The sequence below is a fragment of the Xanthomonas sp. AM6 genome (genome assembly GCF_025665335.1).
Classification (GTDB): domain Bacteria; phylum Pseudomonadota; class Gammaproteobacteria; order Xanthomonadales; family Xanthomonadaceae; genus Xanthomonas_A.
Genome location: NZ_CP106869.1, coordinates 4,875,509 through 4,888,016, shown reverse-complemented (window position 1 = coordinate 4,888,016; position 12,508 = coordinate 4,875,509). Strand labels below are relative to the sequence as shown.

The window sequence follows — 12,508 nt, the reverse complement described above, 5'->3', positions numbered from 1 at the left end:
TTGTCCGTATTCTTTTTTGTGATGCACCTCTCCTTGCTCGATGGAGGCCGGCAGTGCACGTTTCGAACGGCACGTAAGTGCCTGCACACCGTGTCCAATTGGGAGCACTGACCCGCGATGTCATGGACGGGGGTTTATTCGGCCCCTGTCCTCTGTCCGGATCCCATCGACGTCGTACCCGCTAACTCGAACCCACTTCGCCGGCTAAGCTTGCCTATCGAATTCCACCATCTTCCAGCTCCCATGCCCGAACTCCCCGAAGTAGAAACCACCCGGCGCGGCCTGGAGCCGCATCTGCTGGGGCGCCGCATCCATGGCGTGATCCTGCGGCGGCCGGACCTGCGCTGGCCGATCCCGGCGGAGGTGGCGCAGCAGTTGCCCGGGCAGCGTATCGACGGCATCCGCCGCCGCGCCAAGTACTTGCTGATGGACACCGCGGCCGGCAGCGCGCTGCTGCACCTGGGCATGTCCGGCAGCCTGCGGGTGCTGCCCGGGGACACGCCGCCGCGGGCGCACGACCATGTCGACATCAGCCTGGAAGACGGGCGCGTGCTGCGCTTCAACGATCCGCGCCGGTTCGGCTGCCTGCTGTGGCAGGCGCCGGGCCAGATCCACCCGCTGCTCGAGGAGCTCGGGCCGGAGCCGCTGTCGCCGGAATTCGACGGGGATTACCTGTTCCGGCGCAGCCGTGGCCGGAGTGCGCCGGTAAAGACGTTCTTGATGGACCAACGCATCGTGGTCGGGGTCGGGAACATCTATGCCGCCGAAAGCCTGTTCCAGGCAGGAATCAGTCCGCTGCGCGAGGCCGGGGAGGTCTCGCGGGCGCGCTATGCGCGCCTGGCCGAGGCGGCCAAGGCGATCCTGGGCTACGCCATCGACCGCGGCGGCACGACCCTGCGCGACTTCATCAGTCCGGACGGCGCGCCCGGGTATTTCGAGCAGGAGCTGGCGGTCTACGGCCGCGAGGGCGAGGCCTGCAAGCGCTGCGGGCGGGCGCTGCGCCATGCCAGCATCGGCCAGCGCGCCAGCGTCTGGTGCGGGAGCTGCCAGCGCTGACGGACGGCGGCCGCTGGCCGCCGCCGCGCGCTATAGTCCGCGCGACTCCCGGCCGGAGGAGAGACCGCCGTGGTAGAGACCGCACCCGAGATCACCGTGTGGCTGGATGCCGCGCGCGGCGGCGACCGCGCGGCGCTGGATCGCGTGCTCAGCACCCTTTACCAGGAACTGCACGGCATGGCCCGGCGCCAGTTGGCCGGGCAGCACGGCCAGACCCTGGACGCCACCTCGCTGGTCCACGAGTCCTACCTGAAGTTGCTCGGCTCGCGCGGCATGGCCCGCTTCGACGGCCGCGCGCACTTCTTCGCCTATGCCGCCTCGGCGATGCGCAGCGTGGTGGTCGACTACGCGCGCAACCGCCTGACCCGCAAGCGCGGCGGCGATCTCAAGCGCGTCGCCGAGATCCCCGAGGACAGCGGCGGGGTGCGCCTGGACGAGGACCTGCTGGCGCTGGACGTGGCGATGAACCGGTTGCAGGCGCTCGATGAGCGCCTGGCCCAGGTGGTGGAGCTGCGGTATTTCGCCGGCCTGTCGGAACAGGAGATCGCCGAGCTGATGCAGCGCTCCGAACGCAGCATCCGCCGCGACTGGCAGAAGGCGCGCATCTTCCTGCTGGCGGCGATGCAGGACCACTAGACCCCGACCGGAGCACCGCATGGACGCGCTGCAGTGGCAACGCCTGTCGCCGTTGCTCGACCAATTGCTGGAACTGACCGCGGACGCGCGCGCGGCACGGCTGGCGCGGCTGCACGCGCACGATCCGGCCACGGCCGACGAACTGGTGCGGATGCTGGCGCTGGACGCGGCCGGCTCGGACCTGCTCAGCGAGCCGTTGCTGGCCGCCGCCCCGCCGTCCTTGTGCGCCGGCGGCCGGGTCGGGCCGTACGCGCTGGAGCGGTTGCTCGGCGAAGGCGGCATGGGCCAGGTCTGGCTGGCGCAGCGCGCCGATGGCCTGTACCAGCGCCGGGTCGCGCTGAAGCTGCTGCGTCCCGGCTATGCCGACGCCGCGCTGCGCCAGCGCTTCACCCGCGAACGCGAGATCCTGGCGCGGCTGGAGCATCCGCACCTGGCGCGGCTGCTCGACGCCGGCATCGCGGACGATGGGCGCCCGTACCTGGCGCTGGCCTATGTCGAAGGCGAACCACTGACCGACCACTGCCAGCGCCTGCACCTGTCGGTGAGCGCGCGGCTGCGGCTGTTCCTGCAGGTCTGCGAGGTGGTCAGCCACGCGCACGCCAACCTGATCGTGCACCGCGACCTGAAGCCGTCGAACATCCTGGTCAACGCCGCAGGCGAAGTGCGGCTGCTCGACTTCGGCATCGCCAAGCTGCTCGACACCGAGGCCGAGACGGCGGCCGATCCGCATCCGCGCACCGAGATACGCGCGTTCACCCTGCACTACGCGGCGCCGGAACAGGTGCGCGGCGAGCCGATCACCACGCTCACCGACGTGTATTCGCTGGGCGTGGTGCTGTACGAGCTGCTCACCGACCAGAAGCCCTATCACCTGTGCCGCAGCAGCGACGCCGAATGGGAGCGCGCGATCCTGGCGGTGGAAGCGCCGCGGCCGTCGGCGGCGGTGGCGCGCGCGGCGCAGCACGGGCAGCGCGATCCGGCCGAGGCGCGGCGTCTGGCCTGGCGGCTGCGCGGCGACCTGGACAACATCCTGCTCAAGGCGCTGCAGAAGCCGCCGGCGCAACGCTACTCCTCGGCCGAGGCGCTGGCCCAGGACCTGCGCCGCTACCTGCAGGGCCGGCCGGTGCAGGCGCGGCCGCGGGGCGTGGCCTACCGCCTGCAGAAATACCTGCAGCGGCACCGCTGGAGCGTGGTGTTCGGCAGCATCACCGCCGCGGCCCTGCTCGGCGCTGCGGGCGTGGCGCTGTGGCAGGCGCGCGAGGCGCACCGCGAGACGGTGCGCGCGCAGGCCATGCAGGATTTCGTGATCGGCCTGTTCGACCGCGCCGGCAACGCGCAGCGCGGCGATGGCTTCGACCTGCGCGGCCTGCTGGCCAGCGGCGAACAGCGCGGCGAGCGCGAGCTGCTGCGGCAGCCCTTGGCGCGCGCGGAACTGCAGGGCGTGATCGCGCGCCTGCGCATCGGCCTGGGCGACTACCGCGAAGCGCTGCAGTTGCTGGAGCGGCAGCGTGCGCTGCTGGCCGCGCAGGACGACGTGCCGCTGGCCCTGCGCCTGGAAGCGGCGGCCCAGCACGGGCGCGCGCTGCGCCTGCTGAGCCGCTCGCAGGAGTGCCTGGCGGTGCTGCAGCCGCTGGCGGCGCAGGCGCAGCAGGCGCAGGCGCAGCTGCCCCTTCAGGCCGCGGGGTTCTTCTCGCAACTGGGGCGCTGCCGGCGCGCCCTCGGCCACCGCGCGGCGGCGCGGGTCTGGTTCGAGCGCGCGCTGGCGCTGCACCGCGACGCGCTCAAGGATCCGGCCGGCATCGTCGAGAGCATGACCGACGTCGCCTCGCTGGACAGCGACATCGGCCATACCGATGCGGCGATCGCCGGCTACCTGCAGGCCCTGGCCCTGCTCGAGCGCCAGGCCGGCCCGCGGCATCCGCTGAGCATCAACCTGCTGCGCAGCCTGGGCGTGGCCTACCGCGATCGCGGCGACGTCGACCAGGCCGAGCAGGCGGTGGGCGCGGCGCTGGCGTTGTCGCACAGCTTGAACGGCGACCGGCACCCGGTCAGCCTGGGCCTGCGGCGGCTGCGGGCTGCGGTGATGATCGACCAGGGCCACCTCGACGTCGCCGAGCGCGAACTGCGTGCCGCGCATGCGCTGACCGTGGAGCGGCTGGGGCCGGCGCACCGCGACACCGGCATGAGCTGGAGCTCGCTGGCGATGCTGGAACTGGAGCGCGGCCAGGATGCGCAGGCGATCGCCGACATGGCCCGCTCGGTCGCGATCCTGCGTGCGCCCGACAGCCAGGCGCTGCTGCCGTACATGCTGCTCAACCAGGGCCTGGCGCTGTCGGCGGCGGGCCGCTACCGCGACGCCCTGGCGCCGCTGTACGAAGCGCGCGCGCGCTGGATCGCGCAACTGGGCCAGAACAACCCGGCGGTCGGCGACAGCGAGCGGCTGATCGCCGAGGCGCGCGCGGCGCTCGGCGAACCGCGGCAGGCCGACGCGCTGTTGGCGCAGGCGTTGCGCCGCACCGAGAGCGGCTACGGCCCGGTCCATCCGCGCACCCGCGCGGTACGGGTGGCCTGGGCCCGCAACCTGGGGCGGCTCGGCCGCGACGCGCAGGCGCTGCGCGAACTGGAGGCGCAGGCGCGGCTGGGCGGGGACGGCATCGAGAACCGCAAGCTGCGCTGGCGCGCCCGCGCCTACGCCGCCGAACTGCGTTGCCGGCGCCACGGCGCGGCGGGCGACGGGCGCGGCGAACTGCAGGCGTTGCAGCGCGAACTGGCGCAGGCGCAGCCGCAGGGCGGCACGCTGGTCGATGAAGTGTCAGCGCTGCGTGCGGCCTGCGGCGCGGCGCGGACGTTGGCCTCCGCACGCTGAGGCCGGGGGCGAGCGCCGCGATCACACCTTCGCGAGCGCTTGAGGCAGATGTCGCCGTCTGGAGGGCGGCTGCGGCCATCGCGCCCAGCGTCACCACCATGGTGCGGCCCGGCAGCAGCGGCGGCACGGCGCGTGCAGGCCGCCGTGGACACGGGCTGTACGCACGGCCACAACGACGCGCAGAGATCGTGGGGATCATCGCCATGTCCCGGGCCGGCGCGCCGGACGACCTGCCGCCATCGACGGCGGCGACGTCGTCGCCGTTGTCGCCGACGTCGCGGCGCGGTGCGGCGATGGCGCCTGTCGCAACCGATGGCCTGCGGCCACCCGGCGCTCCGCGGAGGTGAACGGCGCCTCGGCTGTCGCCGGCGCCGCGCAGCGGCCACAATCGCGCTTCCCTTCCTCGATCGCAGGCCGCCCATGCAGACCGACACGCCCAATGGATGGCGCCCGCGCGTGGCGCTGCTCGCGCTTCTGGGTGCCTGGCCGCTGCTCGCGGCCGCCGCGCCGGCGTCGGCGCCTGGCGTCGCTGCGAATACGCCGTGGATCATGGACAACGGTGTGATCCGGCTCACCGTCACTCCGACCCTGGGCGGGCGCGTGCTGGGGTTCCAGCGCAGCACCGGGCCGAACCTGGTCAAGGTCGGCGAGGCGGTGCAGCGCCAGCCGACGCCGCCGGTCGATGCGATGGCCGGCGATATCCCCTATTTCGGCCACGACGTCTGGGTCGGGCCGCAGAGCGCCTGGTGGCAGCACCAGGACGCCAATCCGGCGCGGCGCGCGGCGCACGCGAACTGGCCGCCGGACCCGTACCTGAGCTTCGCCACCACCACCGTCACCGCGCGTTCCCCGCGCCGCCTGCAACTGCGCGGCGTGGACAGCCCGGTCAGCGGCGTGCGCCTGCACAAGACCTTCGCGCTGTCGCCGCAGCGCGCCGACAGCGTGCTGCTGCAGGTCCAGGCGCAGAACGTGCGCAAGACCGCGGTGGCCTGGGACCTGTGGTTCAACACCCGGGTCGCCGCGGCCACGCGGGTGCTGGTGCCGGTCGCCGCCGCCACCGACATCCGCGTGCAGCCCAGCGATGGCGCCGGCTACGCACCGCCGCAGTACGCGTTGCGCGACGGCATGATGGCACTGGCCGCCGCGCCGCCGCCGGGCAGCGCCGGGCAGCGCGGCAAGCTGCTGCTGCAGCCGTCGGCCGGCTGGATCGCCGCCTTCGCCGGCGGCCAGGCCTGGGTGATCCGCTTCGCGCACCAGCCGCGCGCGCGCATCCATCCCGAGCAGGGCCAGGTGGAGTTCTACCTGGATGCGCCGGCGGCGGATCCGGGCAGCGGCCTGCTGGAAATCGAAGTGCATGCGCCGTACCGGACCCTGGCGCCGGGCCAGCGCATGCAGGCCGAGGAGCAGTGGACGCTGCTGGACTATGCCGGCGGCGACGATCCGGCGCAGCAGCGCCGCTTCCTGTGCCGGCATGCCGCGGCGCTGGCGTTGGAGGGCGCCTGCGCCACGCCGTAGCGCCTGGCGCGTTCGGCGTGCGCCACCCGCCCGATTCGCGTTGGCTCCGGTAGCGTCGGCGGGCGCTGCGTGCGCGGCGCCTGGTTGGTGATCGGGTCGCGCGTCGCCCGCCAGGCCCAAGCCGCAGGCGGCCGCTGCGCGTGCCTGCGACCGCGCCATCGTTCGGCATGGACATGCGCTCGCGTCCTCTTTCCTCGCCGGTGCGCATGCCACCGCGGCGCGATCTGCGCGGCAGCGGGTGACACGTCTTGAACGCCGCTTGTCTATGATGGAGCCCCTCTCCGCTTCGATCCGGCCCATGCAACGACGCGATTTCCTCAAGAACGCCGCCGCCGCCTTCGCCGCCATGGGCTTGCCCGCGATGCCGATGCTCGGCCAGGCCGCGCCCGCGGTCGGCCTGCGCCGCCTGGGCAAGCCGCAGCCCTTCGACTACGCCTGGCTCAAGGGCCACGCCCGGGCCATGGCCCAGGCGCCGTACCAGAGCCACAAGCGGGCGCTGCCGGGACCGCTGGAAGCGCTGGACTGGGACCAGTACCAGTCGATCCGCTACCGCCAGGACCACGCGCTGTGGGCGGCCGACCAGGGGCCGAAATTCCAGGCCAAGTTCTTCCACCTGGGCCTGTACTTCAAGACGCCGGTGCACATGTTCGACCTGGTCGACGGGCAGGCGCAGGAACTGGCCTACGACGGCGCCGCATTCGACTACGGCAAGAGCGGCCTGCAGGGCAAGCACCTGCCCAAGGAACTGGGGTTCGCCGGTTTCCGCCTCAACACCAAGCAGGACACCGACCGCGACTTCGCCGCGTTCCTCGGCGCCAGCTATTTCCGCGCGGTGGGCAAGGAAGGCCAGTACGGCCAGTCCGCGCGCGGCCTGGCGATCGATACCGGCACCGGCGGGCCGGAGGAATTCCCCGACTTCATCGCCTACTGGCTGGAGCAGCCCAAGGCCGGCTCGGACACGGTGGTGGTGTACGCGCTGCTGGACTCGCCCAGCGTGGCCGGCGCCTACCGCTTCGCGATCACCAACGGCGACGTGCTGCTGATGGACATCGACAGCGCGCTGTACCCGCGCAAGACCATCGAGCGGCTGGGCCTGGGGCCGTGCACCAGCATGTACCAGGTCGGCGAGAACGACCGCCGCATGGACTGGGACTGGCGCCCGGAGATCCACGACACCGACGGCCTGGCGATGTGGACCGGCGGCGGCGAATGGATCTGGCGGCCGCTGTGCAATCCGCCGCAGCTGCGCTTCAACATGTTCGTCGACGAGAACCCGCGCGGTTTCGGCCTGCTGCAGCGCGACCGCAACTTCGACCACTACCACGACGACGGCGTGTACTACGAGAAGCGCCCGTGCCTGTGGGTGGAACCGAAGCAGGGCTGGGGCAAGGGCTCGGTGCAGCTGGTGGAGATCCCCACCGTCGACGAGACCTTCGACAACATCGTCGCGTTCTGGAATCCGCAGGACAAGCCGCAGCCCGGGCAGGAACTGCTGTTCGGCTATCGCCTGTACTGGGGCGCGCAGCCGCCGGCGGCCTCGCCGTTGGCGCATTGCGTGGCCACGCGTACCGGCCTGGGCGGCGTGGTCGGGAAGAAGCGCGAGCACTTCTCCTGGCGCTTCGCGGTGGACTTCGTCGGCGGCGAGCTGGCCGCGCTGGGCAAGGACAAGGACGCCAAGGTCGAGGCAGTGCTGCAACTGAGCCGCGGCAGCACCGAGATCGTCTCGGCGCGGCCGCTGCACGAGCTCTCCGGCTATCGCGCGATGTTCGACGTGGTGCCGCCGGACGCGGGCACGCAGCAGATCGACATCCGCCTGTTCCTGCGCGCCGGCGGCAAGCCGCTGACCGAGACCTGGCTGTACCAGTGGACGCCGCCGCCGGCGGCCGAGCGCAAGCTGTATTGAGTGCGGCCGGGCGATGCCGCCTGGCGCGGTGTCGCCGTGCGGCATCGGTGCGTGCGTTGGATCGCCGCGCGATGCGGCGCGCGATCCGGTGCGGCTGATGCTGCCGGGTTTCTTTCGTCGCGGCTGAAGCCGCTCCTGCAGGGCCCTGCGCGGAGACGGCCGGGTGCACTGCAGGAGAGGTCTCACCCGGTGCTTTTTGCGGTGCGCTGAAACTGCCGGGCTTCGCTCGTCGCGGCTGAAGCCGCTCCTACAGGGGTCTGCGGAGAGCAGGCCGGATGCGCTGCGGCGGGCAACCTCGATGCTCTGAACTTGCCGAGCTTCGCTCGTCGCGGCTGAAACCGCTCCTGCAGAGGCTTGCGCAGGGCAGGCCGGATGCACTGTGGGAGGGACTTCAGTCCCGACGCTTTTGGCGGCGCCGCGGCGTGTCCGGCGCCGCGCATTGCAGCCGGCTCAGGGCTTGGCCGGTTCCTGCGGCTTCGGCGCGGTCTCCTGGGTGATGTCCTCGACATCGCCGATGTCCACGCGGCCGGGCGTGCGCCCGTCCCAGACCCGGTCCTGCAGCTTCCAGTACGCCGCCGGTTCCCAGAACTCCTTGGCGTAGAACACTTCCGGGTCGATGCTGCCGCCGCGCGGGCCGTTGATCTGCAGGCCGGAGGCGCCGGAGTGGCCGAGCATGCTGCCGGTGCTGCGCCCGGCTTCGCGGCGCAAGACCGCTTCCTGGCGCGGCTTGGCCGCCTGGTCGCCGTACTCGGCCAGCATCTTCTTGTCCTGCTTGATCGCGCGCTGGCGCTCTTCCGGGGTCAGCTGGCTCCAGTACTCCATCTTGCGCGCGGTGAATGCCTCGTAGCCGCGCTCGGAGGCCAGGGCCATCCACAGGAAACCCATCGCGCGGTCTTGCGCTCCGCCCTGGCCTTCCCAGTACATCTCGCCCAGCCGCGCCTGCGAGGGCTTGTCGGCATAGCGCGCGGCGAGCTGGTAGTTCTTCTTGGCCTCGGCGAACTCGCCCTTCTTGTCGGCGCGGATCCCGGCGCGGCGGTAGAACAGGTCCAGATGCGCTTCGAGAAACCCGTCGGTCAGTACCTGCGCCGGGATGTCTTCGAACGTGCGCGCATTGTCGGCGGCGGCGGCCGTGCCGGACAGCGCGAGCAGAACCGCAACGGCCAGGGCGGTGCAGCCGCCGACGGCATATCCCTTGAACGGATGCATGTCTCTCTCTTCCCATGAGTGCGATCGCCGCCAATTCTAGACGCGCGCCGCAGCCGCGATCCATAGACTGATGGCCTATGCCGGCCTGGCGTTTCCGATGACGTTCACGACCGCGACACCAGGCCCGCACGCAGCGGCGGGCCCGGTCGGAACCGCCCCGCTGCGAATGGCGGCGCGGGCAGTCCGCCCTGCGCGCTGCTCCGGCGCTGCGCGACCACGGCGCAGCGCCGGAGCAGCACCGTCGCCACCGGTTCGGCGATGCGCGTTACAGCGGCAGCGCGATCTGCAGCGGATCGATGCGGCCTTCGCCGCGCATGATCTTCTTGAACTCCGCGCGGCTCACCGACACGTAGCGTTCGTTGCCGCCGATCTCCACCTGCGGGCCGTCCTGCACGGCATGGCCGTCGGCGTCCACACGCACGGTCATCGTCGCCTTGCTGCCGGTGTGGCAGATGGTCTTGATCTCCTGCAGCTCGTCGGCCCAGGCCAACAGGTACTGGCTGCCCTCGAACAGTTCGCCGCGGAAATCGGTGCGCAGGCCGTAGCACAGCACCGGGATGCGCAGCCGGTCGACCACCTCGCTGAGCTGCCAGACCTGCGCGCGACTGAGGAACTGCGCCTCGTCCACCAGCACGCAATGCAGCGCGCCGTGGGCGGCGATGTCCTCCTGCAGCAGCGCCAGCAGGTCGGTGCCGGGCACGAAGGTGTTGCCGTCCGCGCGCAGGCCGATGCGCGAGGCGACCACGCCGCTGCCGTCGCGGTGGTCCAGCTGCGGGGTCAGGATCGCGGTGCGCATGCCGCGCTCGCGATAGTTGTGCGCCGACTGCAGCAGCGTCGTGGTCTTGCCGGCGTTCATCGCCGAATAGTAGAAATACAGTTTCGCCATGGCCCGATTCTAGCGCGGCGGCCGGCCGCGCCGCAGGCCGGAACGGCCGGGGAAACCCGTTCAGCGCCGGCGCGCCGGCCCGGCATCGCCGCGCGCCGGCGCCCGTTACAATGCGCGGCCCAGGGAAGTCTTCATGCACGGTCTCAATCCCCCCCAACGCGCCGCGGTGCTGCATTGCGAAGGCCCGCTGCTGGTGCTGGCCGGCGCCGGCAGCGGCAAGACCCGCGTGATCGTGGAGAAGATCGCGCACCTGATCGCCACCGGCCGCTATCCGGCCAAGCGCATCGCCGCGATCACCTTCACCAACAAGTCGGCCAAGGAAATGCGCGAGCGCGTGGCCAAGCGCATCCGCGGCGACGCCGCCGACGGCCTGACCATCTGCACCTTCCACGCGCTGGGGCTGAAGTTCCTGCAGATCGAGCACGCCGCGGTGGGCCTCAAGCGCGGCTTCTCGATCTTCGACGCCGACGATGCCGCCGCGCAGATCAAGGACCTGATGCACGGCGCCAAGCCCGACGCGATCGACGACGCCAAGAACCTGATCTCGCGCGCCAAGAACGCCGGGCTGTCGCCGGAGCAGGCGATGGCCGCGGCGCGCAGCAACCGCGAGCAGGAAGCGGCCAGCCTGTACGCGCGCTACCAGGCGCGGCTGAGCACGTTCAACGCGGTGGACTTCGACGACCTGATCCGGCTGCCGGTGCAGGTGCTGGAGGAGAACGAGGACATCGTCATGGCCTGGCGCGAGCGCATCGGCTACCTGCTGGTGGACGAGAGCCAGGACACCAACGACGCGCAGTACCGGCTGCTGAAGATGCTGGCCGGCCCGCGCGGCAACTTCACCTGCGTGGGCGACGACGACCAGAGCATCTACGCCTGGCGCGGCGCCAACCCGGAAAACCTGATGCAGATGGGGCGCGACTATCCGGCGCTGCAGATCATCAAGCTGGAACAGAACTACCGCTGCTCCAACCGCGTGCTGCGTGCGGCCAATGCGCTGATCGCGCACAACCCGCACGAGCACCTGAAGACCCTGTGGAGCGACCAGGCCGACGGCGAGCGCATCCGCGTGTGGGAGTGTCGCGACAGCGAGCACGAGGCGGAGAAGGTGGCCGCCGAGATCGCCTACCTGGGCGCGGCCAAGCAGGCGCCGTGGAGCGACTTCTGCATCCTGTTCCGCGGCAACTTCCAGTCGCGGCCGCTGGAAAAGGCCTTGCAGCTGGCCGGCGTGCCGTACCACATCACCGGTGGCACCGCGTTCCTGGAGCGCCAGGAAGTCAAGGACGTGCTGTCGTGGCTGCGGCTGCTGGTCAATCCCGACGACGATGCCGCGTTCCTGCGCGCGGTGCAGGCGCCCAAGCGCGAGGTCGGCGCCACCTCGCTGGCCAAGCTGGCCGAGCTGGCCGCGGCCAAGCACCTGCCGATGTCGCGCGCGGCCGAGTCGATGGGCGCGCTGCAGCAGCTGCCGCCGCGCGCGGCCAACGGCCTGAGCGATTTCGTCGACGTGCTGCACGAGTTGCGCCGCGCCTCGGCCACGCTGTCCTCGGCCGACGTGGTGCGCCAGCTCGCCGAGCAGTCCGGGCTGATCCGCGAACTGCGCAGCCAGTGCAAGGACGAGGCGAGCTTCCAGCGCCGCCGCAACAATCTGGAGGAACTGGCCAAGTGGTTCGAGGGCGGCCCGCGCGGCGCCACCGTCGGCGACCTGGCCGCGCAGCTGGCGCTGCTGTCGCGCAACGACAAGGACGACGGCGGCAACCAGGTGCGGATGATGACGATGCACGCGTCCAAGGGCCTGGAGTTCCGCTACGTGTTCATCGTCGGCTGCGAGGACGGCGTGCTGCCGCACGAGGTCAGCCTGGAGGAGGGCAACCTGCAGGAGGAGCGGCGCCTGCTGTACGTGGGCATCACCCGCGCCAAGGAGCAGCTGTGGATGAGCTACAGCAAGCTGACCCGCAAGTTCGGCGAGCACATCCGGCTCAAGCCCAGCCGCTTCTTCGATGAGATTCCCGCCGAGGAGATGCAGCGGGACGGCGCCGACCCGGTGGCCGACGCCGAGCGCAAGAAGGAGCGTGCAACGGCAGGGTTGGCGGCGATCCAGGCGTTGTTCGATTGAGGCCGGGATTGGGGAGTGGGGATTTGGGATTGGTAACGCCGGTTGTGCGTGGGCTGAGAGCGGCGGGCCTGGGGTAGGGCAGTGCGCTCAGGCGGCAACCGGCTGGCCGTTCCCTTCTCCCGGCGGGAGAAGGAGCCCCGAACGGGCGGATGAGGCACGGGCGCAGCCTCGTGCAGCCGAATTCCACGAGACGCTTCGCGCCGGACCCTCGCCCCAACCTCTCTCCCGGGGAGAGGGGCTAAGACACAGTGCGTGTACACGGTCGGCCGGGTGCACTGTGGAAGGGGCTTCAGTGCCTGCGCTTGTCACTTGGCTGCGGGATTGCCGGCT

The 12,508-nt window shown here is 71.4% G+C and carries 8 protein-coding genes; 6 read left to right on the top strand and 2 right to left on the bottom strand.

Features of this window, described 5'->3' with window-relative positions:
* Positions 1-243: 243 nt before the first annotated feature.
* The 5 genes from mutM (at position 244) to OCJ37_RS20835 (ending at position 7,976) form a co-directional block, all read left to right on the top strand.
* On the top strand, positions 244-1,056 hold the full coding sequence (gene mutM / locus OCJ37_RS20855) for a bifunctional DNA-formamidopyrimidine glycosylase/DNA-(apurinic or apyrimidinic site) lyase (RefSeq protein ID WP_263111577.1): 813 nt from the start codon (positions 244-246) through the stop codon (positions 1,054-1,056).
* 69 nt (positions 1,057-1,125) lie between these two features.
* A complete protein-coding gene (locus tag OCJ37_RS20850) occupies positions 1,126-1,692 on the top strand; it encodes an ECF-type sigma factor (RefSeq protein WP_263111576.1) in 567 nt (188 codons plus the stop codon).
* Between the two features lie 19 nt (positions 1,693-1,711).
* Entirely contained in the window at positions 1,712-4,558 is a 2,847-nt protein-coding gene (locus tag OCJ37_RS20845) for a serine/threonine-protein kinase (protein WP_263111575.1), read from the top strand.
* Between the two features lie 549 nt (positions 4,559-5,107).
* Positions 5,108-6,073 (top strand): DUF4380 domain-containing protein, encoded by a 966-nt coding sequence (locus OCJ37_RS20840; protein ID WP_263113758.1) that lies wholly within the window; start codon positions 5,108-5,110, stop codon positions 6,071-6,073.
* A gap of 298 nt (positions 6,074-6,371) precedes the next feature.
* On the top strand, positions 6,372-7,976 hold the full coding sequence (locus OCJ37_RS20835; protein WP_263111574.1) for an OpgD/OpgG family glucan biosynthesis protein: 1,605 nt from the start codon (positions 6,372-6,374) through the stop codon (positions 7,974-7,976).
* A 450-nt stretch (positions 7,977-8,426) separates the two neighbouring features.
* Here OCJ37_RS20835 and OCJ37_RS20830 read toward each other — a convergent pair whose 3' ends face one another.
* A complete protein-coding gene (locus OCJ37_RS20830; protein ID WP_263111573.1) occupies positions 8,427-9,182 on the bottom strand; it encodes an SEL1-like repeat protein in 756 nt (251 codons plus the stop codon).
* A gap of 265 nt (positions 9,183-9,447) precedes the next feature.
* Positions 9,448-10,068 carry a thymidine kinase gene (locus tag OCJ37_RS20825; protein WP_263111572.1) on the bottom strand — a complete coding sequence of 207 codons (621 nt, stop codon included), beginning with the start codon at positions 10,066-10,068 and terminating at the stop codon, positions 9,448-9,450.
* A gap of 133 nt (positions 10,069-10,201) precedes the next feature.
* On the opposite strand from OCJ37_RS20825, the gene rep reads away from it, so the two are divergent.
* Complete coding sequence (gene rep, locus OCJ37_RS20820) at positions 10,202-12,178, top strand: DNA helicase Rep (protein ID WP_263111571.1); 1,977 nt, start codon at positions 10,202-10,204, stop codon at positions 12,176-12,178.
* Positions 12,179-12,508: the final 330 nt, after the last annotated feature.